This is a genomic window from Streptomyces sp. NPDC002306, from assembly GCF_053593435.1.
Genome location: NZ_JBSFCK010000001.1, coordinates 686850 through 710687, shown reverse-complemented (window position 1 = coordinate 710687; position 23838 = coordinate 686850). Strand labels below are relative to the sequence as shown.

At 72.8% G+C, this 23838-nt stretch carries 20 protein-coding genes; 17 read left to right on the top strand and 3 right to left on the bottom strand.

What is annotated here, in order from left to right; genetic code table 11:
- The first annotated feature begins 69 nt into the window (after positions 1-69).
- On the top strand, positions 70-456 hold the full coding sequence (locus ACWCQK_RS03045; RefSeq protein ID WP_451151212.1) for a ribonuclease domain-containing protein: 387 nt from the start codon (positions 70-72) through the stop codon (positions 454-456).
- 64 nt (positions 457-520) lie between these two features.
- Here the strand turns inward: ACWCQK_RS03045 and ACWCQK_RS03040 are convergent, their stop codons facing one another.
- On the bottom strand, positions 521-721 hold the full coding sequence (locus tag ACWCQK_RS03040) for a hypothetical protein (RefSeq protein WP_451151210.1): 201 nt from the start codon (positions 719-721) through the stop codon (positions 521-523).
- Between the two features lie 170 nt (positions 722-891).
- Here ACWCQK_RS03040 and ACWCQK_RS03035 point away from each other — a divergent pair, with 170 nt between their 5' ends.
- The 3 genes from ACWCQK_RS03035 (at position 892) to ACWCQK_RS03025 (ending at position 4223) form a co-directional block, all read left to right on the top strand.
- Positions 892-2151, top strand: coding sequence for a histidine kinase (locus tag ACWCQK_RS03035; RefSeq protein WP_451151208.1), 1260 nt, complete (start codon positions 892-894; stop codon positions 2149-2151).
- Positions 2152-2290: 139 nt separating this feature from the next.
- Positions 2291-2974, top strand: coding sequence for a response regulator (locus ACWCQK_RS03030; RefSeq protein ID WP_451151206.1), 684 nt, complete (start codon positions 2291-2293; stop codon positions 2972-2974).
- 58 nt (positions 2975-3032) lie between these two features.
- Positions 3033-4223 (top strand): cytochrome P450 family protein, encoded by a 1191-nt coding sequence (locus ACWCQK_RS03025; RefSeq protein ID WP_451151204.1) that lies wholly within the window; start codon positions 3033-3035, stop codon positions 4221-4223.
- A 164-nt stretch (positions 4224-4387) separates the two neighbouring features.
- Here the strand turns inward: ACWCQK_RS03025 and ACWCQK_RS03020 are convergent, their stop codons facing one another.
- A complete protein-coding gene (locus tag ACWCQK_RS03020; protein WP_451151202.1) occupies positions 4388-5413 on the bottom strand; it encodes a Gfo/Idh/MocA family protein in 1026 nt (341 codons plus the stop codon).
- 129 nt (positions 5414-5542) lie between these two features.
- Here ACWCQK_RS03020 and ACWCQK_RS03015 point away from each other — a divergent pair, with 129 nt between their 5' ends.
- From ACWCQK_RS03015 to ACWCQK_RS02965, 11 genes are all read left to right on the top strand, one after another.
- Complete coding sequence (locus ACWCQK_RS03015) at positions 5543-6280, top strand: GntR family transcriptional regulator (RefSeq protein ID WP_451151792.1); 738 nt, start codon at positions 5543-5545, stop codon at positions 6278-6280.
- Between the two features lie 533 nt (positions 6281-6813).
- On the top strand, positions 6814-7818 hold the full coding sequence (locus tag ACWCQK_RS03010; protein WP_451151200.1) for a sugar ABC transporter substrate-binding protein: 1005 nt from the start codon (positions 6814-6816) through the stop codon (positions 7816-7818).
- Positions 7815-8843 (top strand): ABC transporter permease, encoded by a 1029-nt coding sequence (locus ACWCQK_RS03005; protein ID WP_451151198.1) that lies wholly within the window; start codon positions 7815-7817, stop codon positions 8841-8843. Before ACWCQK_RS03010 ends, ACWCQK_RS03005 begins: the two co-directional genes overlap by 4 nt.
- Positions 8840-9652, top strand: coding sequence for an ATP-binding cassette domain-containing protein (locus ACWCQK_RS03000; protein ID WP_451151196.1), 813 nt, complete (start codon positions 8840-8842; stop codon positions 9650-9652). The genes ACWCQK_RS03005 and ACWCQK_RS03000 overlap by 4 nt, the downstream gene beginning before the upstream one ends.
- 155 nt (positions 9653-9807) lie before the next feature.
- Positions 9808-10953, top strand: a complete 1146-nt coding sequence (locus ACWCQK_RS02995; RefSeq protein WP_451151194.1) for an ROK family glucokinase — start codon at positions 9808-9810, stop codon at positions 10951-10953.
- Complete coding sequence (locus tag ACWCQK_RS02990; protein WP_451151192.1) at positions 10950-11543, top strand: sugar kinase; 594 nt, start codon at positions 10950-10952, stop codon at positions 11541-11543. Before ACWCQK_RS02995 ends, ACWCQK_RS02990 begins: the two co-directional genes overlap by 4 nt.
- A gap of 159 nt (positions 11544-11702) precedes the next feature.
- On the top strand, positions 11703-14576 hold the full coding sequence (locus tag ACWCQK_RS02985) for an SNF2-related protein (protein ID WP_451151190.1): 2874 nt from the start codon (positions 11703-11705) through the stop codon (positions 14574-14576).
- 506 nt (positions 14577-15082) lie between these two features.
- Positions 15083-17365: an SWIM zinc finger family protein gene (locus ACWCQK_RS02980; RefSeq protein WP_451151188.1), complete on the top strand. Its 2283-nt coding sequence runs from the start codon at positions 15083-15085 to the stop codon at positions 17363-17365.
- A 171-nt stretch (positions 17366-17536) separates the two neighbouring features.
- Positions 17537-18832, top strand: a complete 1296-nt coding sequence (gene pcaDC / locus ACWCQK_RS02975; RefSeq protein ID WP_451151186.1) for a bifunctional 3-oxoadipate enol-lactonase/4-carboxymuconolactone decarboxylase PcaDC — start codon at positions 17537-17539, stop codon at positions 18830-18832.
- Between the two features lie 112 nt (positions 18833-18944).
- Complete coding sequence (locus ACWCQK_RS02970; RefSeq protein ID WP_451151184.1) at positions 18945-19580, top strand: MBL fold metallo-hydrolase; 636 nt, start codon at positions 18945-18947, stop codon at positions 19578-19580.
- A gap of 79 nt (positions 19581-19659) precedes the next feature.
- Positions 19660-20439 carry an exodeoxyribonuclease III gene (locus ACWCQK_RS02965; protein ID WP_451151182.1) on the top strand — a complete coding sequence of 260 codons (780 nt, stop codon included), beginning with the start codon at positions 19660-19662 and terminating at the stop codon, positions 20437-20439.
- A gap of 59 nt (positions 20440-20498) precedes the next feature.
- Here the strand turns inward: ACWCQK_RS02965 and ACWCQK_RS02960 are convergent, their stop codons facing one another.
- Entirely contained in the window at positions 20499-22283 is a 1785-nt protein-coding gene (locus tag ACWCQK_RS02960) for an SGNH/GDSL hydrolase family protein (protein ID WP_451151180.1), read from the bottom strand.
- 167 nt (positions 22284-22450) lie between these two features.
- On the opposite strand from ACWCQK_RS02960, the gene ACWCQK_RS02955 reads away from it, so the two are divergent.
- Complete coding sequence (locus ACWCQK_RS02955) at positions 22451-22870, top strand: DUF6278 family protein (RefSeq protein ID WP_451151178.1); 420 nt, start codon at positions 22451-22453, stop codon at positions 22868-22870.
- Positions 22871-23093: 223 nt separating this feature from the next.
- Positions 23094-23837, top strand: coding sequence for an amino acid ABC transporter ATP-binding protein (locus tag ACWCQK_RS02950; protein ID WP_451151176.1), 744 nt, complete (start codon positions 23094-23096; stop codon positions 23835-23837).
- Position 23838 lies beyond the last annotated feature (1 nt).

Genomic DNA, 23838 nt, shown 5'->3' with positions numbered 1-23838 from the left:
GGACGTGCCGGGAAAATCTACAAACTTGTCATTGACATGTCAGTGTCTACGCGCGTCATCATGTGGGGCATGAGATTCCCCCCACGAATCACCCGCATCGGTGCCTCGGCGGCCGTGCTGTCCGCCCTGCTCGTCGGCGGTACCGTCGCCGCGACGACGGCGCACGCCGCGGTCGGCAGCGTCTGCTACTCCAAGCTGCCGCCCCAGGCGTACGACACCCTCGAACTGATCGAGGAGGGCGGACCGTTCCCGTACGCGCAGGACGGGGCGGTCTTCCAGAACCGCGAGGGTGTCCTGCCCTCGCGGTCGACCGGCTACTACCACGAGTACACGGTGAAGACCCCCGGGTCGTCGACGCGCGGAGCGCGCCGCATCGTGACCGGTGACAGGACCGACGAGGACTACTACACCGCGGACCACTACGTCACGTTCAAACTGGTCGCCTACGGCTGCTGAGGCCGTCGTCCGATCACGGTCGACCGTGCGGGAACGGCGCGACGAGCCGGAGGTCCACCCCCACTCACCGGGACTTCCGGCTCTCCGCGGCGGCGAACAGCGCCAACGCCAGCACGACCAGCGCGACGCTCGCGTAGACCTCGTAGCCGTCGAGGAAGCCGAGCCGCTGCACGAGACCCACACGCCAGTGGGCGAACTCGTGCACCAGGCCCAGCACGCCCTGTACCAGGGCGATGAATCCGACCAACTCCAGAACGTGCTTCATGCCCCAGACTCTCGCCCCGCGGTCCCCCCACACACATCGGCCGCGGGGCGAGGCACTCGGTACGGAAGTCTCCGGCCGCCGGGGCCGGCCGCGCCGAAAGTCTGCGGCGCGGTGACTTTGGTCGCCCGTCGTGCGCGAGGGGCGGTGTCCCGGTCCGGCACTGCGTAGATTTGTCGACCGTGGAGAGTGACAGTCCGGCGCAGACACCGCCGGTGTTCGAGAGGCGCCGGCGGTGGCTGCTGCCGTCCGCCCTGGCCGACGAGCTCGACCCCGACGCCCGCCGCCGCAGGCGCGTCCGGCGTACTGCCCGGGACTGGGCGGTCGACTTCTCCTGCTTCCTCCTGGCCGTCGTCATCGGCTTGGCCGGGGCGGACGCCCTGAACCACGCACCGAGCCCCCCGCACACCGTCGTCGTCCTCGACCAGCTGCTCGGCGCCCTCGCCTGCGCCGCGATCTGGCTGCGCCGCCGCTGGCCCGTCGGGCTCGCCGTGGCGCTGGTTCCCGTCGGCTTCCTCTCGAACAGCGCGGGCGGAGCCTGCCTGCTCGCCCTGTTCACCCTCGCCGTGCACCGCCCGTTCCGCTACGTGGCCTGGGTCGGCGGCACCTCCCTCGCCCTGATGCCGGTCTTCTTCTGGCTGCGCCCGGACCCCGACCTGCCGTATCTGGGCGCCGTCGCGTTCACCGGACTGCTCACCCTGACCGTCATCGGCTGGGGCATGTTCGTCCGGTCCAAACGGCAGCTCATGCTGAGCCTGCGCGACCGCGCCCGGCGCGCGGAGACCGAGGCGCGGCTGCGCGCGGAGCAGGCCCAGCGGCTGGCCCGCGAGGCCATCGCGCGCGAGATGCACGACGTCCTCGCCCACCGGCTGACGCTGCTCAGCGTGCACGCGGGCGCCCTGGAGTTCCGGCCGGACGCACCCCGCGAGGAGATCGAGCGGGCGGCCGGTGTCATCCGGGAGAGCGCCCACGAGGCCCTCCAGGACCTGCGCGAGATCATCGGCGTGCTGCGCGCGTCCGAGCCCGACGACACGGGCCGCCCCCAGCCGACGCTCGCCGCGCTCGACGGACTGGTCACCGAGTCCCGCGAGGCCGGCATGAAGGTCACTCTCGACCACCGGGTCGGCGCCCCCGCCGACGTCCCCGCATCTGTCGGCCGCACCGCCTTCCGCATCGCCCAGGAGGGCCTGACCAACGCCCGCAAGCACGCCCCCGGCACGGAGGTCACCGTGACCGTCGCGGGCGCACCAGGCGACGGCCTCGTGGTGACGGTGCGCAACCCCGCGCCCGACGGCGAGGTGCCCCACGTCCCCGGCTCCGGCCAGGGCCTGATCGGCCTGACGGAACGCGCGACGCTGGCCGGGGGAACCCTGGAGCACGGCCCGCCGGCCGACGGAGGTTTCCTGGTACGGGCCTGGCTTCCGTGGCCATGACCGCGCCCACCGCACCGGCGCCCGACCCGGCGGTCAACTCGGCCACGCGGTCCGTGCGTTGGCCTCGGAAGCCGATCGCACCGGGCGCTGTGCACGCCGCCGTCGGGGTGGCCCCGGCATTCGTGATTACGTACGCCTCATGACTGCCATCAGACTGCTCCTCGTCGACGACGACCCCCTCGTTCGGGCCGGCCTGTCCTTCATGATGGGCGGAGCCGATGACATCGAGATCGTCGGAGAGGCCGCCGACGGCGGCGAGGTCGAGGCGCTGGTCGACCGCACCCGCCCCGACGTCGTCCTCATGGACATCCGGATGCCGTCGGTGGACGGCCTCACGGCCACCCGGCGGCTGCGCGGCCGCGCGGACGCCCCGCAGGTCGTGGTCCTGACCACGTTCCACGCCGACGACCAGGTGCTGCGCGCCCTGCGGGCGGGCGCCGCCGGGTTCGTCCTCAAGGACACCCCGCCCGCCGAGATCCTCGACGCGGTGCGCCGGGTCGCGGCGGGGGACCCCGTCCTGTCGCCCGCCGTCACCCGTCAGCTGATGGCGCACGCGGCGGGCTCCGCCGCCGACGACCGGCGCGCACGCGCGCAGGCGCGCGTCACGGTCCTGGCCGAGCGGGAGCGCGCGGTCGCCGTCGCGGTCGGCCGGGGGCTGTCCAACGCCGAGATCGCCGGCACGCTCTTCATGAGCGTCGCCACCGTCAAGGCCCACGTCTCCCGCATCCTGGCCAGGCTCGGCCTCAACAACCGCGTACAGATCGCCCTGTTGGCGTACGACGCCGGGCTGCTGGAGGAGGAGGACGGCCAGTACGGGCACTAGCCGTGCCGCCCGAGCGTTCTGTGTACGACGGGCCCGCGATGTCCTGGAGGGGGAGACAGTGACGGACGCGACACAGGTGATCGATCTGGGGGAGTTCGGCGACCGCTTCCGGAGCGACCCGCACCCCGTGTACGCGCGGCTGCGTGAGCGCGGCCCGGTGCACCGGGTGCGGCTGCCCGCGCCGGAGACGTACGAGACCTGGCTCGTGGTGGGGTACGAGGAGGCCCGGGCGGCGCTCGCCGACCCGCGGCTGGTGAAGGACGGCAACAAGATCGGCATGACGTTCCTCGACGACCAGCAGATCGGCAGGCACCTGCTGATCGTCGACCCGCCCGAGCACACCCGGCTCCGCAGGCTGGTGTCCCGCGCGTTCACCATGCGCCGGGTGGAGCTGCTGCGGCCGAGGATCCAGCAGATCACCGACGAACTGCTCGACGCGATGCTGCCGCACGGCTCCGCAGACCTCGTGGAGTCCCTCTCCTTCCCCCTGCCGATCACGGTGATCTGCGAGCTGCTCGGCGTCCCCGAGATCGACCGCATGGACTTCCGCAAGCTGTCCTCGGAGGCGGTCGCGCCCGCCGGCACGCAGAGCGGGTACGACGTCTTCGCCCGGCTCGGCGCGTACCTCGACGGGCTGATCGAGGACAAGCGCGCCACCGGACCGGGCGAGGATCTGCTCAGCGACCTGATGTGGGCGACCGCCGAGGACGGCGACCAGCTCTCGCCGTCCGAACTGCGCGGCATGGCCTTCATCCTGCTCGTCGCCGGGCACGAGACCACGGTCAACCTCATCACCAACGCCGTCCACGCGCTGCTGCGGCATCCCGGCCACCTCGCCGCCGTGCGCGCCGACCCGAGTCTCGTCGACGGCGTGGTCGAGGAGACCCTGCGTCACGAGGGGCCGGTGGAGAACGCCACGTTCCGGTTCGCCGTCGAGCCCCTGGTGATCGGCGGGACGCCCATCGCGGCGGGCGAGGCCGTGATGATCGGGCTCGTCGCCGCCGACCGCGACCCGGTCCGCTTCCCCGCCCCCGACCGCTTCGACATCCACCGCGACACCCGCGGCCACCTGGCCTTCGGGCACGGCGTCCACTTCTGCCTGGGCGCCCCACTGGCCCGCCTCGAAGCCCGTACGGCGATCCGCTCCCTCCTGGATCGCGCGCCCGGCCTCGCCCTCGCGGGCCCGGCGGGGGAGTGGCTGCCAGGGATGCTCATGCGGGGGGTCCGCAGCCTGCCGGTGCGCTGGTAGCGGGGCACGCGGCGACGAGCGGGCGGTGGGCGATCGACGGGCGGCCGGTGGGCGCGCCGGTGACCTGTGCGCCGGTCACCTGCGGGTGCTCCGCACGTCATCCCCTCCGCGGGCCACCGTCCGCGGGGCCGCCCGCCGGCCCGCCGTCCGGCCTGACGTCCCGTTCACCTGCTGAACGCGGTGGTCACCCCGCCCGGGATCTCCGCCAGGCTCACCGCTCTGCGCTCCCGTCGGGACACGTCGCAGGCCTCCGCGATCCGGAGAGCCTGCAACGCCTCGCGCCCGTCGCAGGGGCTGGCCAGCTGTCCCCGCACCACCTCGACGAACGCGCACAGCTCGGCCTCGTAGGCGGGTCCGAAGCGTTCCAGGAACCCGGTCCACGGCTTGTCCGCGGCCGGCGGCCCGGTCGGTTCCGTGGACGCGATCGGCGTGCGGTCGTCCAGGCCGACGACGATCTGGTCCAGCTCTCCCGCCAGCTCCATGCGCACGTCGTAGCCCGCGCCGTTCAGCCGCGTCGCGGTCGCCGTGGCGAGCGTGCCGTCGTCGAGGGTGAGGACGGCCGCGGCCGTGTCGATGTCGCCCGCCGCGCGGAACATCGCGGGACCTGCGTCGGACCCGGCGGCGTAGACGTCGACGACCTCGCGGCCCGTCACCCAGCGCAGCACGTCGAAGTCGTGGATCAGCGCGTCCCGGTACAGCCCGCCGGACTGGGGCAGCCAGGCCGCCGACGGCGGGGTCTGGTCGGACGTCACGGCCCTGATCGTGTGCAGCCGGCCCAGCCGGCCCGAGCGGACCGCCTCCCGGGCTCCCGCGTAGCCCGTGTCGAACCGCCGCTGGTACCCCATCTGCAGCACCGTTCCCGCGGCCTCGACCTCGGCGAGGGCGTTCAGGGTGCCGGGCAGGTCGAGGGCGATGGGCTGCTCGCAGAAGACCGGCAGCCCCGAGCGTGCTGCCCGACCGATCAGTTCGGCGTGCGCCGACGTCGTCGCCGTGATCACCACGGCGTCCACGCCCCAGGTGAAGATCTCGTCCACCCCTGGCGCCGCCGTCTCGCCCAGGCGGTTCGCGACCTCCTGGGCCCGCGAGGGATCGACATCCGTGAGGATCAGCGATCCGACCTCGCGATGGCGACTGAGTGTGTTCGCATGGATCTTGCCGATGCGACCCGTACCGATGACGCCGATGCGCATGGGAACAAACTGAGGGCAGACCAGGTGCGCTGTCAATCCGTATGTCCGGACAACCGAACTACACAACTTCCCGTCAACCGGTCGCAAGGCTACGCTCGCCACGTGCCGAAACCAGAAGCGAACCCTACAGTGCGCCTAGAGCTGAGTGTGGACCGGAACTCCCCCGTGCCGCTGTATTTCCAGCTGTCCCAGCAGCTGGAGGCCGCGATCGAGCACGGCACGCTCACCCCCGGCAGTCTGCTCGGCAATGAGATCGAGCTCGCCGCGCGGCTCGGCCTGTCCCGGCCCACCGTCCGCCAGGCCATCCAGTCGCTGGTCGACAAGGGGCTGCTGGTGCGCCGCCGAGGCGTCGGGACGCAGGTCGTGCACAGCAAGGTCAAGCGCCCGCTGGAGCTCAGCAGCCTCTTCGACGACCTGGAGGCGGCCGGACAGCGTCCCGCGACCAAGGTCCTCGTCAACACCCTCCTCCCGGCCTCCGCGCAGGTGGCCGCCGCGCTCGCCGTGCCCGAGGGCAGCGAGGTGCACCGGGTGGAGCGGCTTCGGCTCGCGCACGGGGAGCCGATGGCGTACCTGTGCAACCACCTGCCGCCCGGCCTGCTCGACCTGGACACGGCGCAGCTGGAGGCCACCGGCCTGTACCGGCTGATGCGCGCCGCCGGCATCACCCTGCACAGCGCCCGCCAGTCCATCGGCGCCCGTGCCGCCACCGCGGGCGAGGGCCAGCGGATGGCCGAACCCGAGGGCGCCCCGCTGCTCACCATGCAGCGCACGACCTTCGACGACACCGGCCGCGCGGTCGAGTTCGGCGACCACATCTACCGGCCGAGCCGCTATTCGTTCGAGTTCCAGCTGCTCGTACGGCCATGATCACGGCCGGGCGCCGCTCGGCCCCGGCCCGGCGCCGCCTGATCCCGGTCCCGGCCCTGTGTCGTCTGATCCCGGTCGGGTCTCGCCCGATCGCGGTCCGGCGGCCCGCAGCGACCCGTTCCGCTCCGGCGCCGACGTGATTCCGCTCTCCTTCCGCGGCCCTTCGGCTCTTCTGCTTCCGGTGTGCCTCCGATCCGAATCCACCTGAATCCGATCCGATTACCACCCGATTCCGAGCTGATTCAGAACTGAATCCGATCTCGGTCCGGCCTTTATTCAGCCTGGATTTGGCTTGATTCCGGCTTGTCCGCGGCCTTGCCCCAAGGGCTGTTCCAGGCCTCTCGATCGCGGTCCTTTTCCCCCGCCGCATTCGTCGCATTGTCAGGACAATGCGACCGACTCGCGATCCCCGGTCACCGCACGTACGAGCGGAGTGTTCGATACTGGGGTTTTTGGGGTCGATGACTGTCACCGTCGGTGACGCTCGTCCGCCCTGTTCGTACCACTGAACGCAGCAAGAAGGGCACGGCCTCGTGGCACGGTTTCGGACCTGGGCAGGGATCGCGTTGGCGGGGGCACTGTGCGTCTCCCTGGCCGGGTGCAGCAGCACCGGCGGAAAGCGCGCCGAAGACGCCCGCAAGGCGGCGGCGGCACAGGGCAGGGCGGCGGTGAACACGCCCCGCTGGACCTTCGCGATGATCACGCACTCGGGGGACGGCGACACCTTCTGGGACATCGTCCAGAGCGGCGCCGAGCAGGCCGCCCGCAAGGACAACATCAACTTCCTGTACTCGCACGACGACGAGGCCCAGCAGCAGGCCCAGCTCGTGGACGCGGCCGTGGACAAGCGGGTCGACGGCATCATCGTCACCCTCGCCAAGCCCGACGCGATGAAGGCCGCCGTGGCGCGCGCGGAGAAGGCCGGCATCCCGGTGATCACCGTCAACTCCGGCTCGGCCGAGTCCGCGGCCTTCGGCGCGCTCGCCCACATCGGCCAGGACGAGACCGTGGCCGGCGAGGCCGTCGGCGAGGAGCTGAACGAGCGGGGCCGCAAGAAGGCCGTCTGCGTCCTGCACGAGCAGGGCAACGTCGGCCACGAGCAGCGCTGCGCCGGCGTGAAGAAGACCTTCGACGGGCAGGTGGAGAACCTCTACGTCAACGGCACCAACATGCCGGACGTGCAGTCCGCGATCAGCGCCAAGCTCCAGGCCGACCCGGACGTCGACACGGTCGTCACCCTCGGCGCGCCGTACGCCGACACCGCCGTGAAGGCCAGGCAGGACGCGGGCAGCAAGGCCGAGGTCGACACCTTCGACCTCAACGCCAAGGTGGCCGCCGAACTGCGGGACGGCACCCTCGGCTTCGCCGTGGACCAGCAGCCCTACCTCCAGGGCTACGAGGCCGTGGACCTGCTGTGGCTCTACCGGTACAACGCCGACATGCTCGGCGGCGGCAAGCCCGTGCTCACCGGACCGCAGATCATCACCAAGGACCAGGCGGGCGAGCTCCAGAAGTACACCGAGCGGGGCACCCGATGAGCGCGACGGCGGACGACAGACTCCTGCGCACCTCGCCGCTGCGCCGGCTGCTCAGCCGCCCCGAACTCGGCTCGGTCGTCGGCGCGATCGCCGTCTTCGTCTTCTTCGCGTTCGTCGCGGACAGCTTCCTGCGCGCCTCCAGCCTCAGCACGGTCCTGTACGCGTCCTCGACGATCGGCATCATGGCCGTCCCCGTCGCGCTGTTGATGATCGGTGGCGAGTTCGACCTCTCCGCGGGCGTCATGGTGACGTCGTCCGCGCTGATCTCGTCGATGTTCAGCTACCAGATGACGGCGAACGTCTGGGTCGGCGTCGGGGTCTCCCTGCTCGCCACCCTCGCGATCGGCGCCTTCAACGGCTTCATGCTCACCCGCACCAACCTGCCGAGCTTCATCATCACGCTCGGCACCTTCCTGATGCTGACCGGCATGAACCTCGGCTTCACCAAGCTGATCGACAGCACGGTCTCGACGAAGACGATCGCCGACATGGAGGGCTTCGCGTCGGCGCACGACGTCTTCGCCTCCACCCTCACCGTCGGCGGCGTCGCCTTCAAGATCACCATTCTGTGGTGGTTCGGCCTGGTCGCCGTCGCCTCCTGGATCCTGCTGCGCACCCGTGTGGGCAACTGGATCTTCGCCGTCGGCGGCAACAAGGACGCGGCGCGCGCCGTCGGCGTCCCCGTGAACAGGACCAGGATCGGCCTGTACATGGGCGTGGCGTTCGGCGCCTGGATCTCGGGCCAGCACCTGCTCTTCTCGTACGACGTCGTCCAGTCCGGCGAGGGCGTCGGCAACGAGCTGATCTACATCATCGCGGCCGTCATCGGCGGTTGTCTGATCACCGGCGGCTACGGCAGCGCGATCGGCTCGGCGGTCGGCGCGTTCATCTTCGGCATGACCAGCAAGGGCATCGTCTTCGCCGAGTGGAACCCCGACTGGTTCAAGTTCTTCCTCGGAGCGATGCTGCTCCTCGCGACCCTGCTCAACGCCTGGGTCCGCAAGCGCGCGGAGGCCACCAAGTGACGCAGACCACGCAGACCACGCCGGCCGCGGACCGTACGGCGCTCGTGGAGCTGTCCGACGTCAGCAAGCACTACGGCAACGTCCGGGCCCTCGAAGGCGTCTCGCTGGAGGTGCGCGCGGGGGACATCACCTGCGTCCTGGGCGACAACGGCGCGGGCAAGTCCACCCTCATCAAGATCATCGCGGGACTGCACCAGCACGACGGGGGCGTCCTGCGCATCGAGGGCGAGGAGACCCGCCTGTCCTCCCCGCGCGAGGCCCTGGACCGCGGTATCGCCACCGTCTACCAGGACCTGGCCGTCGTGGGGCTCATGCCGGTGTGGCGCAACTTCTTCCTCGGCTCCGAACCCCGCAAGGGCAGCGGCCCCTTCAAGCGGCTGGACGTCGACCACATGCGCAGGACCACCCACGCCGAACTGCTGCGCATGGGCATCGACCTCCGGGACGTCGACCAGCCGATCGGCACGCTGTCCGGCGGCGAACGCCAGTGCGTGGCGATCGCCCGTGCCGTCCACTTCGGCGCGAAGGTCCTGGTCCTCGACGAACCGACGGCGGCGCTCGGCGTGAAGCAGTCGGGCGTGGTCCTGAAGTATGTGGCGGCGGCACGCGACGAGGGCCTGGGTGTTGTGTTCATCACCCACAACCCGCATCACGCGTACTTGGTGGGGGACAGGTTCGTGCTCCTGAAGAGGGGGACGATGGTCGGCAACCACCTCCGGGACGACATCACCCTGGACGAGCTGACCCGGCAGATGGCGGGCGGGGACGAGCTCGATGATCTGCGGCACGAGCTGGAACGCACCGGTTGAGGACCGGTCCCGGGAGGCGCCGGGCCGTGTCGCTCCCGCGGTTCCCGCCGCCCGGGCGCGAGCGGCCGGGCGGCGCCGCACCGGGCAGGTGCTCCGCCCTTTCCACAGCCGCCCCGTACAGCACCCCATGGAGCGGTGAGGCAGAATCGGGCCTGATGAGCACCTACCGCGACCTCACCGCCCCCATCGGCTCCCGCCGCGCCACCGTGCTGCGTACCGTGGGTACCCGCGAGCGCCGCTCGCACCTCACCGCACCCCGCGTGCCCACGGTCGGCATCGACATCGGCGGTACGAAGGTGATGGCGGGCGTCGTCGACGCCGACGGCAACATCCTGGAGAAGCTCCGCACGGAGACCCCGGACAAGTCCAAGAGCCCGAGGGTCGTCGAGGACACGATCGTCGAACTGGTCCTGGACCTGTCCGACCGGCACGACGTGCACGCGGTCGGCATCGGCGCGGCCGGCTGGGTCGACGCCGAACGCAACCGCGTCCTGTTCGCCCCCCACCTCTCCTGGCGGAACGAGCCGCTGCGCGACCGCCTCTCGGGCCGTCTGTCGGTGCCCGTACTCGTCGACAACGACGCCAACACCGCCGCCTGGGCGGAGTGGCGCTTCGGCGCGGGACGCGGCGAGGACCACCTCGTCATGATCACCCTCGGCACCGGCATCGGCGGCGCGATCCTGGAGGACGGCCAGGTCAAGCGCGGCAAGTTCGGCGTCGCCGGCGAGTTCGGCCATATGCAGGTGCTGCCCGGTGGTCACCGCTGCGCGTGCGGCAACCGCGGCTGCTGGGAGCAGTACAGCTCCGGCAACGCGCTGGTCCGGGAGGCCAGGGAGCTGGCCGCCGCCGACTCCCCGGTGGCGTACGGGATCATCGAGCACGTCAAGGGCAACATCGCCGACATCACCGGCCCGATGATCACCGAGCTGGCCCGTGAGGGTGACGCCATGTGCATCGAGCTGCTCCAGGACATCGGCCAGTGGCTCGGCGTCGGCATCGCCAACCTGGCCGCGGCGCTCGACCCGTCCTGCTTCGTGATCGGCGGCGGTGTCTCCGCGGCCGACGACCTGCTGATCGGCCCCGCGCGGGACGCCTTCCGGCGCCAGCTGACCGGCCGCGGCTACCGCCCCGAGGCCCGTATCGCCCGCGCCCAGCTCGGCCCCGAGGCGGGCATGGTCGGCGCCGCCGACCTCGCCCGCCTGGTCGCCCGCCGCTTCCGGCGCGCCAAGCGGCGCCGGGTGGAGCGGCACGAGCGCTACGAGCGGTACGCGGACGCCCGCCGCACCCAGGACACCGCATGACCGCCTCGCTGCCCCGCCAGGCCGCGCCCCCGGACGAGCCGCCCCGCCCGACAGAGAACCGACGGCACCGCAACCGCCGCAGGGCGCTCACCCTGCTGATCATCGTGCTGCTCATCGGCGTCCCGGCCGGATATCTGGTGATCTCCGCCAACCAGAGCCGCAACAGCGGCAAGGACAAGGAGGAGAAGTACTCGGCGACCGGTCTGACCGAGGGCTGGCCGTCGAAGGTGCAGCGCCGCCTCTACCAGGTCCCGATCCCGCACCCGGCGAACAAGGTCGCGTACTACGAGACGAACAACTGGAAGACCAGCCGTCTCTACGTGCAGTTCCAGACCACCAACGACGGTCTGGACACCTTCCTCAAGGAAATGGGCGTCAGCCGCGACCAGCTGAAGGAGGACCACATCGCCATCGGCGCGCGCGACCAGAAGGTCACCGGCTGGAACTTCGCGGGCCCCGGCGCCCGCCCCGGCCCGTACTGGGGATTCGTCCACCAGCAGAAGGAGCCGAAGCCGACGCAGGACGTGGTCGTGAACGGAGCCAACGCCACGTACCCCATGGTCTACGTCGTCTCACGCACGGTCCCCTGATCGCGCGGACCCTGACGGACCCCGACAGCCCCTGATGGACCCCGACGGGGCCGACAGACCTCGACGGACCCCGGCAGGCCGTCGGAGCCGAATGTCAGACCCCGCCCGTAGAGTCGAAGACGTCTGATCCGACACACGGGCGGGAGGTGAACAGAGCGTATGAGCGACATGACCGTGACGGCCGAACGTACGACAGGGCTCGCGGCGTCAGAGGCGTCCGAGACGCCCGACGGCGGGTCCGGGGACGTTCCGCTGCGCCTCGCGGCCGTCTTCCTGCCCGCGCCCCTCCCGCGCGACGGACGGGTCGCATTCTGGGACCCGGCCGACGGACCACTGCCCGCCGACGTGGCCGGACCGCCCACCGAACTCACCGTCGTACGACGCCACGGCGCCTCCGTCCGACGCCGGCAGACCCCCGCGCTGTCCCTGCCGCTCGACCGGGCCCTGCCCCTGCTGATGCGCGCCCGCCGCGACCCGGCCGCCCACCCCGCCACCGCCTGCTGGGGCGCGGCCACCCTGCACGCGCTGCGGCTCGCCGCCCGCGGCCGCCTGCTGCCCGGTCTGACCCCCACCGGCCACGACGCCTGGCGGGCCGGCCCCCTCGACCCCGAGGACATCGCCCACCTGCGGGCGATCGCCGAGGCCCTTCCGTACGAGGGGCACGCCGTCCCGCTGCCCGGCTCCGGACCGCTGCGCCTGCCCCAGCCGCAGGCCCTGATGCGTTCCTTCCTGGACGCGGTCGCGGACACCCTGCCCCGCACCCCCGCCGCGCCGTACGCGGCCGGGAAGCCGTTCGCCGACCGCCGCCCGCAGCGGCTGCCCGGCGCCCACGACTGGGCCGCCGAGGTCGCCGCCGGCATGGACGCCGGCGTCCGGATCTCCCTGCGCCTCGACCTCTCCGCGTCCGATCTGTTCGACGGCGGCGACCTGGCGCGCAGCGCGGGCGCGGCCATCGTCCAGGTGCACAGCCTCGCCGACCCCACCCTGGTCGCCGACGCGGCGGCTCTGTGGGCGGGCGACGCGGACGCGGCCTTCGGGCCACGCGCGCGGGTGGACGCCGCCCTCGCCGTCCGGCGCGCCGCCCGGGTCTGGCCGCCGCTGGACCGGCTGGCCGAGCAGGACGCACCCGACGTCCTGGCCCTGTCCGAGGAGGAGCTCGGCGACCTCCTCGGTGTGGCGGCCGGCCGGCTCGCGGCGGCGGGCGTCGCCGTGCACTGGCCGCGCGACCTGGCCCAGGACCTGTCCGCGACGGCGGTCGTCCGGGCGGCGCCCGGCTCGGCGACCGACGGCACCGGCTTCTTCGAGAGCGAGGACCTGCTCCAGTTCCGCTGGCAGCTGGCCCTCGGCGGCGACCCGCTCAGCGAGGCCGAGATGGACACGCTGGCCGAGGCCCACCGTCCGGTCGTGCGGCTGCGCGACCAGTGGGTGCTCGTCGACCCGGCCCTCGTCCGCAAGGCCCGCCGCCGCGAACTGGGCCTGCTCGACCCGGTGGACGCGCTGTCCGTCGCGCTGAGCGGCAACGCCGAGGTCGACGGCGAGAGCGTCGAGGTGGTCCCGGTCGGCGCGCTGGCCGCCCTGCGCGACCGGCTGACGGCCGGGGTGCGGCCCGCCGAGCCGCCCGCCGGCCTGCACGCCACCCTCCGTGATTACCAGCTGCGCGGCCTGGCCTGGCTCGACCTCATGACCAGCCTCGGCCTCGGCGGCTGTCTCGCCGACGACATGGGGCTCGGCAAGACGATCACCCTCATCGCCCTGCACCTCAAGCGCGCCCGCGACGAGCCCACCCTGGTCGTCTGCCCGGCCTCGCTGCTCGGCAACTGGCAGCGGGAGATCAACCGGTTCGCCCCCGGCGTCCCCGTCCGCCGCTACCACGGCCCGGACCGCACCCTCGAAGGCCTGGCCGACGGCTTCGTCCTGACCACGTACGGCACCATGCGCTCCACTGCGCCCACCCTGGCCGGACAGCGCTGGGGCCTGGTCGTCGCGGACGAGGCACAGCACGTCAAGAACCCCTACTCGGCGACGGCGAAGGCACTGCGCACCATTCCGTCCCCCGCGCGTGTCGCCCTCACCGGCACACCGGTCGAGAACAACCTCTCCGAACTCTGGGCCCTGCTGGACTGGACGACACCGGGACTGCTCGGCCCCCTGAAGTCCTTCCGCGCCCGGCACGCCCGCGCGGTGGAGAACGGCGAGGACGAGGAGGCGGTGACCCGGCTGGCCGGACTCGTCCGCCCCTTCCTGCTCCGCCGCAAGAAGTCCGATCCCGGCATCGTGCCCGAACTGCCGCCCAAGACGGAGACCGACCACCCGGTTCCGCTCACCCGCGAACAGGCCGCGCTCTACGAGGCGGTGGTGCGCGAGTCGCTGCTCGCCATCGAGACCGCGGACGGCATCGCCCGCCGGGGACTGGTCCTGAAACTGCTGGGCGCCCTCAAGCAGATCTGCGACCACCCGGCGCTCTACCTCAAGGAGAGCACCCCGCCCGGTGACGGCCTCGCCGCCCGCTCCGGCAAACTCGCCCTCCTCGACGAGCTGTTGGACACCCTGCTCGCCGAGGACGGCTCGGCGCTCGTCTTCACGCAGTACGTCGGCATGGCCCGTCTGATCGCCGCCCACCTCGCCGCCCGCGCGATCCCCATGGAGCTCCTCCACGGCGGTACGCCCGTCCCGGAGCGCGAGCGCATGGTGGACCGCTTCCAGAGCGGCGCGACCCCCGTCCTCGTCCTGTCCCTGAAGGCCGCCGGCACCGGCCTCAACCTCACGCGCGCGGGCCATGTCGTCCACTTCGACCGCTGGTGGAACCCGGCCGTCGAGGAACAGGCCACCGACCGCGCCTACCGCATCGGCCAGACCCAGCCGGTCCAGGTCCACCGCCTGATCACCGAGGGCACGGTCGAGGACCGCATCGCGCAGATGCTGGAGTCCAAGCGAGCCCTCGCCGACGCGATCCTCGGCTCCGGCGAGTCGGCACTCACAGAACTGACAGACCGCGAACTGACCGACTTGGTATCCCTTCGGAGGGACCCGTGAACACCGGGGAGGGGAGGGGGGCGAGGCCGGTGGATGCGGTGGATCCGGTTGATGCAGCGGATCCGGTGACTACGGAGGCTTCGGTGCACCTGGCAGCCCCGGTGGGCCGAACTGCCTCGGTGGGTCTGGAGGCCTCGGCGGCTCCGGAGGATGCTGTGTCCCCGCCGACCTCGCCGCACCCGCCGACCTCGCCGCACCCGCCGACCTCGCCGCACCCGCCGACCTCGCCGCACCCGGCGGCTCCGGCTGCACCCGTGGATCCGGTGACTATGGAGGCCTCGGGACACCCGCTGGTTCCGGGGGACTTGGCTGCCCCCGTAGGTCCGGAGGATCCGGCGACCCCAGCGGACCAGGCTGCTTCCGTGGGTCCTGCGATCCCGGAGGCTTCGGTGCACCTGGCAGTCCCGGTGGACCGAAGTGCCTCGGTGGATCTGGGGGCCTCGGCGACCCCTGTGGACCCGGCAGTCCCCGTGGGTCAGGTGACCCCGCAGGCTTCTGTGACCCCGATGGACCTGGTGCTGCCGACGGCACCGGCAGCCCCCACGGATCCGCTGACCCCGGCAGACTCGGCGCACCTGGGGACCCCGACGACCCCAGCGATCTCGACGACCCCAGCGATCCCGGTGGAAGAGGACCGGGTGCCGGGCGGGAGCGCGGAGTTGTCCGCCGAGGGCCGTCCTGCCGACGCTGTCCGTCGGGCCCTGCGGGCCGCCCGCGAGCGCGCGGTCGAGGAAGCAGACCTGGACGCGGCGGCCGAGCAGTCCCCCGGGCGCCCCGCCCGACCGGCCGACGCGGCCCGTGCGGCCCTGCGCCGAGCGGTGTCGGCGGCCCAGGACGCCGACGCACCCCAGGGCAGCGACAGCGGCAGCCACGGCGACAGCGGCTCCGGCACGGGTATCGGCAGTGGCACGGGTGCGAAGGCCCCTGAGGACCCGGCGGCCACGCGTCCGGCGACCCCCGGAGCAGGCGATCCGGCGAAGACCGGTGGCACGGCCGGTGGGGGAGCGGGCGCTCCGCGAGGCACGCGTCCCGCCGACGTCGCCCGTGAGGCGTTGCGCGCCGCCCGAGCCGAGGCACGGCAGACCCGCGCGGACACCGGAGTCGGAGTCCCCCGCGCGGACACCGGAGCGCCCCGGAAGCAGGCCGAGTCCCGGCCTGCCCGGCCCGAGCCTGCCGCTGACCGGCGCCGGGGTGACGTACCCGGTCGGACCCCGGGTGCCAGGGCCCGTGAACTACGTGAGCTGCTCGCCGACGCCTTCCGCATGCCGTCCGACGAGTCGGAGGAGCCCGACGCGCCCGAGCCTCCGGACCCCGGATTCCTGACCCCCGGCCGGTCCCCGGAGACCCGTCCCTCGGAGACTCGCCCCTCAAGCACTCACCCCTCGCGCACTCATCCGTCGGACACTCAGCCGACGGCTCCCGCCCCCTCCGCCGTGCCTCCCGCTGCCGTGCGTCCCGGTGTCGCCCGCACCGCTCAGCCGGTGGCCGGCGGTCCCTCCGCCGTCCCCCTCGCCGCCACCTCCATGGCTTCCCCCCGCCGGGACAGCGACCTGCGCCGTACCTTCCCCGCCTTCGCTCCCCTGGCCGGCGAAGGGGGCAGCCGGTTCGCCGAGAGCTGGTGGGGCAATGCCTGGGTGGCCGCGCTGGAAGAGGGGGCGCTGGACGTCAAGCGGCTCGCGCGCGGGCGGGGTTACGCGGAACAGGGGTACGTGGACGCCATCACGGTGACACCCGGCCTCGTGCTCGCGTACGTGCAGGGCAGCCGCCCCCGCCCGTACCGCGTCCAGGTGCGGCTGCGTACGCTCGACGACGCCGACTGGGAGCGCTTCCTGGACGTCGCCGCCGATCGTCCGGGGCATATCGCCGCGCTGCTCGACGGGGAGATGCCCGAGTCCCTCGCCGACTGCGGGGTCCGGCTGCTCCCCGGCCCGGGCGACCTGGACCCGCAGTGCAGTTGCCCCGACCGCGCCCACCCCTGCAAGCACGCGGCGGCCCTCTGCTACCAGACCGCCCGTCTGCTGGACGCCGACCCCTTCGTCCTGCTCCTGCTGCGCGGGCGCGGCGAACGCGAGGTGATCGACGCGCTGTCCCGGCTGAGCGCGGCCCGCGCGGCCCGCGCCGCCCAGGAGAAGGAGCCCGAACCACTCCCCGGCGTCCGCGCCACCGACGCCCTGGCGGACCGGCGGCTCCCCCCTCTGCCGCGCCCGTCGCCCGTGCCGCCGCACCCCGAGCAGCCCCCCGTCTACCCGTCGGCGCCGGGCGGACCGGACCCGTTCGCGCTGGACCAGCTCGCCACCGACGCCGCCGCCCGCGCCCACGCCCTGCTGAGCACGGGACGCGACGAAGCGGGTGAACTGACGCTGTGGCAGGACGCGGTGCGGCTCGCCGCGGCCCGCCCGGGTTCCGGACTCACCGCCGGCACCCGCGCCCTCTACGCCTCGCTCGCCGCCGCGGCCGGCCGTACCCCGGCCGAACTGGCCCGCGCGGTCGCCGCCTGGCGACAGGGCGGGATCGACGGCCTCGCCGTCCTCGAAGAACCCTGGGACCCGCCCGCCGGACGGTTCGACCGCGCCCGCCCGCTTCTGCTCGCCGCGGACCTGCCCGCCTTCCGTCCCGCCCGCAACCGGCTCACCCACCCCCGAGGCCAGGTCCAACTCCGCCTCGGCCGCGACGGCTTGTGGTACGCCTACGAATCGGAACCGGGTGACGACGACTGGTGGCCCCGCGGCACCCCCGACCTCGACCCGGTCGGCGCGCTGACGGGCCTGGGCGGCGGCGGCGAATTCTGAACCGCCGGTCGACGGAGCCCGCCGGTCCACCGATCGGCGTAGATCGGTCACGGGACCGTGCGCCACGCGGGTGAAGGAGGTGTGAGGGTTCGCCGGTGAAACGGGGTGGCAGGGTGGGGGGACCCGGGGCCCCAGGCTCTCGGGCATGGATTCGGCGGTTAGCGTGGAGCGGTGAGTCAGACGAACACCCCCGCCCTCCAGTACCGCTTCGACGGACCCGAAGACGCCCCGGTCCTCATCCTCGGCCCCTCGCTCGGGACGACCTGGCACATGTGGGACCGCCAGGTCCCGGAGTTGACCAGGCAGTGGAGGGTCTTCCGGTTCGATCTGCCGGGGCACGGCGGCGCGCCCGCGTACCCGGCCGGTGCGGTCTCCGAGCTGACCGCTCGGCTGCTCGCCACGCTCGACGCGGTCGGCGTGCAGCGCTTCGCGTACGCGGGCTGCGCGCTGGGCGGCGCGATCGGTGTCGAGCTGGCCCTGCGACACCCGGAGCGGCTGGCCTCGCTCGTGGTGATGGCCGCCTCGCCCCGGTTCGGGACGGCCGACGAGTTCCGGCAGCGCGGGGTGATCGTCCGCACGAACGGCCTCGACCCGATCGCCCGCACCTCCCCGGACCGCTGGTTCACCGGCGGCTTCGCGGCCGCCCAGCCCGCGATCACGGAGTGGGCGGTGCAGATGGTGCGCACCACCGACCCCGGCTGCTACATCGCCGCCTGTGAGGCGCTCGCCGCGTTCGACGTCCGGCACGAACTGGGCCGTGTCGGTGTGCCGACCCTGGTCCTGGTCGGCTCCGAGGACCAGGTCACCGGCCCCGCCGAGGCCCGCACCCTGGTCGCCGGCATCCCGGACGCCCGGCTGGCGGTCGTCCCCGGAGCGTCCCACCTGGTGCCCGTGGAGCAGCCGGCCGCCGTCACGGACCTGCTCGTCCACCACTTCTCCACCGCCTGGCAGCCCGCCTTCGACTCGGCCACCGGCCAGGTCGCCATCCCGCCCGTCCCGCTCAAGCCGGTGCTGTCCGCGCCCCAGCCCACCGCGCCCATCGCCGCGATCGCGCCGGCCGTCGTACCGCCGCGGGACGGGGGCGTCCAGGACCGGTACGAGACCGGGCTCAAGGTGCGCCGTGAGGTGCTCGGCGACGCGCACGTCGACCGGGCGCTGTCGCAGGCCGACGAGTTCTCGGGGGACTTCCAGGAGTTCATCACCCGCTACGCGTGGGGCGAGATCTGGGACCGGCCCGGTCTCGACCGGCGCTCGCGCAGCTGTGTCACGCTCACCGCCCTGGTCGCGGGCGGCCATCTCGACGAGCTGGCCTTCCACACCCGGGCCGCGCTGCGCAACGGCCTCACCCCGGACGAGATCAAGGAAGTGCTGCTCCAGGCCGCGGTCTACTGCGGGGTGCCGGCGGCGAACAGCGCGTTCAAGGTGGCCCAGCGGATCATCCGGGAGGAGACCACCCCCGCCGAGTGAGCGTCGGCCGAGTGCCCGTCGGCCAGGTGATCGTCTTCCGGGTGGCGGAAGCACCGGTCAGAGCGGGCCGCCGCCGGGCCGCCGCCGGGCCCGCGGGGGCAGGATGGGAATCATGAAGCTCACGAAGAAGTCGCACGCCTGTGTCCGTCTCGAGAAGGACGGGCGGACCCTCGTCCTCGACCCCGGGGGGTACAGCGAGGAGGACGCCGCGGTCGGCGCGGACGCCGTCCTCGTCACCCATGAGCACCCCGACCACTTCGACGAGGGCCGGCTGCGGGCCGCCCTGGAGGCGAACCCGGCCGCCGAGATCTGGACGCTGAGGTCCGTCGCGGAGCGGATCTCGGCCGCGTTCCCGGGCCGGGTGCACACCGTCGGCCACGGCGACACGTTCACCGCGGCGGGCTTCGACGTGCAGGTCCACGGCGAGCTGCACGCGGTGATCCACCCGGACATCCCGCGCATCACCAACGTCGGCTTCCTCGTCGACGGCGGACGCGTCTTCCACCCCGGCGACGCGCTGACCGTCCCCGACCACCCGGTGGAGACGCTGATGCTGCCGGTGATGGCCCCCTGGAACAAGATCTCGGAGGTCATCGAGTACGTCCGCGAGGTCGGACCGCAGCGTGCCTACGACATCCACGACGCGCTTCTCACCGACCTCGCCCGTCCGATCTACGACCGCCAGATCGGCGCGCTGGGCGGCGCGGAGCACCTGCGGCTGACGCCGGGCGCCTCCGCCGAGGTCTAGCGGGCGCGCGACGAGCGGGCGGGCTGACGGGAGCGGGTGAGCGGGGCCGTTGTCGTACCCGCCCGGTAAGTTGTGAGGCATGCGCATCGCCACCTGGAACGTGAACTCGATCACCGCCCGCCTGCCGAGGCTGCTCGCCTGGCTGGAGAGCAGCGGCACGGACGTGCTGTGTCTCCAGGAGGCCAAGATCGCCGAGGCGCAGTTCCCGTTCGACCAGCTGCGCGAGCTGGGCTACGAGGCGGCGGTGAACGCGACCGGCCGGTGGAACGGCGTCGCGGTGCTCTCCCGCGTCGGCCTGGAGGACGTGGTCAAGGGCCTGCCCGGCGACCCCGGTTACGAGGGTGCGGTGGAGCCCCGCGCGGTCTCGGCGACCTGCGGCCCGGTCCGCGTCTGGTCGGTGTACGTGCCGAACGGGCGGGAGGTCGGGCACCCGCACTACGCGTACAAGCTCCAGTGGTTCGAGGCGCTGAAGGCGGCCGTGGCGGGCGACGCGGGAGGCGGCCGTCCGTTCGCCGTCCTCGGTGACTACAACGTGGCGCCGACGGACGACGACGTATTCGACGTGGCCGTCTTCGAGGGCCTCACCCATGTCACCCCCGCCGAGCGTGCCGCGCTGGCCGGACTGCGCGAGACGGGCCTGTCCGACGTGGTGCCGCGCCCCCTGAAGTACGACCGCCCGTACACGTACTGGGACTACCGCCAGCTCGGCTTCCCCAAGAACCGCGGCATGCGCATCGACCTGGTCTACGGCAACGCGCCGTTCGCGAAGGCGGTCGGCGACGCGTACGTGGACCGTGAGGAGCGCAAGGGCAAGGGCGCCTCGGACCACGCGCCGGTCGTCGTCGACCTGGACGTGTAACCCCTGCCGCCTGCCGCCTGCCGCCCGTCAGGACCGCCCGTCGCGCCGCTCGCTCCCGGTCAGAGCAGCGTCAGGTCCACCGAGTCCGCCAGGGCCGCCAGGCCGGCGTCCCCGGGATGCAGGTGGTCTCCGCTGTCGTAGGCGGGCAGCATGCGCGCGGGGGCGGCGGGGTCGCGCAGCACGGCGTCGAAGTCGAGGACGCCGTCGAACGCGCCGGAGTCCCGGACCCAGGTGTTGATCGCGGTCCGCTCGGCGTCGACCGCCGCCGGACAGCGGGAGGTTCCCCCGCACGGCAGGATCGTCGCCGCCAGCACCCGCAGCCCGCGCGCGTGGGCCCGGTCCGCGATCTCCTGGAGCCCGGCGATGACCTGCGGCGCGTTCGCCCCCGCGATCAGGTCGTTCACGCCCTCGAACACGACCGCCGTACGCGCCGAGGTCTGGGCGAACACGTCCCGGTCGAGGCGGTGCAGCGCGCTCACTCCGCCCGCGTCGGTGGAGACTCCGTCCCCGGGGTAGCGGTCGCCGACCACACGGTTGCCGGAGATGCCCTGGTTGAGGACGCCGTAGTGGGGGACCGTGGTCTGCCGCAGCAGCCGGTCGGCGAGCACGTCGGGCCAGCGCCGGTTCGCGTCCGGTGTCGACCGGTCCCCGTCGGTGATGGAGTCGCCCAGCGTGACGACGGACCCCGGCCCCCCGCTCACGTCCACCCCGGTCAGCAGGGGCCAGGTCGTCAGGGCCGAGGTGTAGGACGCCGCCGAGCCGTCCGCCGTGTGGTCGCCCGGACCGCTCAGGTACGACTGCTGGACCGCGAGCCGGTGCACGGGCACCGCCGTCACCGTGCCGGGCAGGTGGAAGCTCACCAGCAGATCGGCGTCGGCGGGCACCTGGAAGCCGAGCGGATCGCTGACCGCCTGTGCCCCCGCCGGGACGTCGACGCTTGCCGCGCCCCGGAAGGTCAGCCGCACCGGCACGTCCCGGGCCGCCGCGCCCGCCGCGCGCACCGCCACCGTCGCGGCGCCGATCCGCGCCGTGGTGGCGGCGAAGGTGTTGTCGAAGCGCAGCCGCACCCGTGGCCCGCCCACCGAGGTGTGCACCACGAGCCGCAGGGTGCGGTCGGTCCACGGCCCCACGGCGGTGTAGCCGGACGTCGCCGTGGCCCAGGTGCCGGTCCACCGGTGCCCCGGGCCGCCGCCGTGCTGCCCTGTCGCCCGCACCGACAGCGCGAAGACATGGAGTCCGTCCGCGCAGGGCAGCCGGACCGAGGCGACGGTGCGGCCCGGCGCGAGCGGGACGGTCACGACGTAGAGCCGTGCCTTCTCGTCGAGCCGGCCGCCGGGTGTGTTGACGTGGGGGAGCGCGACCGCCTTCGTGGCGAGCGGGCCCGCGCGCCAGTCGGAGGCGGTGAGCAGGTACGAGGAGCGGGTGCCGTCCGTGTACGCGACGGTGCCGGTGCCGCTCACCTCGGCGCCGCGGGTACCGGCCACCAGGAAGGCGAGGGCGTCGCCGCGTCCGCCGAGACGGACCTCCTGCCCGGCGGCCTCGACGTTGTCCGGCTCGCCCGGCGCGCCTCGCGGCCAGTTCAGCCGGGCCCCCTGCACGGTGACCGCGCCGCCGGGCGTCCAGCCCGCCGCAGTCAGGTCCCGCGCGGACAGGGAGGCGCCCGAGCCGTCGAAGTCCGCCTGCTCGGGGCGGTCGTCGTCACTCACGGCCGTGTTGTCGAAGAGCCGTTCCAGCGGCAGCGGGAGAGGCGGGGGCGACGACGTGGCCCGCGCGGCGGAGGCCGGCACGAGTGCCGTGACCAACAGGGCGAGCGCCAGCGGGAGACTGCGGACACCTCGGGGCACGTATGTACTCCTCCCGCTCACCCGTCGCACACATACGCACCGCGAAAGTAGGGACGCTCCGGGCCCGGGTCAACGCGCCATGCGCGAACACCGGGTGAAATCCACCGGACATGGCCATCCGCGCGCGCCTGTGGTGCGTACGCCGGTACGAATGACAGGCTGGACGTATGAACATCCCTTTCCTGGGCCACCGGCGCAAGAAGAGCGACGGCGCGGAGTTCTCCGCCGACCCCGAGGGTGTCGCCGAACTCCTCTCCGAGTGTGAGCTGCTGCGCTCACAGGCGTCCCAGGACGGCGTCCGACTCGACGATTCCGCGGCCTCGTTGGAGGCGCTCGACCAGCTGGTACCGCGCTGGCGCGACGACGAGGAGGTGCTGCCCTGGCTGGGCAACGACGCGGGTCTCTATCTCGGCACGGTCATCGTGCGTACCGTCGTGGGTGCCGTCTGGGAGGTCTGGCCCGGCGGGCAGCCCGTCGTGCGGCTCGCCTCCGGCCGTGAGTTCGACGTGGTGGCCGCCGGGCACGAGTGGGCGGCGAGCGGCGTTCCCGAGCTCTCTCAGCTGTACGCGGAGGTGGCCGAGGCCTGAACCCGCCGGCCCGTGAACCTCTCCAGCCCGTAGGCCCGCGACCCCGGAAGCCCGCAGGGCCGTGACCCCGTGATCCCGTGACTCCGTGAACTCCTCGATCACGGAACATCCGTTCGCCGTAAATACGGCTAATGCCCGAAAAGTGCGTGTCGTCCGGGACCCTGATCCCCGGCTGGATAGTTTGCGGCGACCACGACACAGCTGAGGGTGAGTGACGGTGGGCATGGCAGTCGATCCGTTGATCGAGCTGAAGGACGTCAACAAGCACTTCGGGGAGTTGCATGTCCTGCGCGACATCAACCTCACCGTCGGCAAGGGGGAGGTGGTCGTGGTCATCGGCCCGTCCGGGTCGGGCAAGTCGACGCTGTGCAGGGCGATCAACCGGCTGGAGCCGATCGAGTCCGGCACGATCAGACTCGACGGCAGGCCGCTGCCCGAGGAGGGCAGGGACCTCGCCCGCCTCCGCGCCGACGTCGGTATGGTCTTCCAGTCCTTCAACCTCTTCGCCCACAAGACCGTCCTGCAGAACGTCTCCCTGGCACAGATCAAGGTCCGCAAGCACCGCAGGGAGGACGCCGACAAGCGCTCCCTCGAACTCCTCGACCGCGTCGGACTCGCCTCCCAGGCACCCAAGTACCCCGCCCAGCTCTCCGGCGGCCAGCAGCAGCGCGTGGCCATCGCCCGCGCCCTCGCCATGGAGCCCAAGGCCCTGCTGTTCGACGAGCCGACCTCGGCCCTCGACCCCGAGATGATCAACGAGGTGCTGGAGGTCATGCGGCAGCTCGCCCGGGACGGCATGACCATGGTCGTCGTCACCCACGAGATGGGCTTCGCCCGCTCGGCGGCCAACCGCGTGGTGTTCATGGCCGACGGCCGGGTGATCGAGGACCGTGCCCCGGAGGAGTTCTTCACCGACCCGCGCACCGACCGCGCCAAGGACTTCCTCTCCAAGATCCTCAAGCACTGAG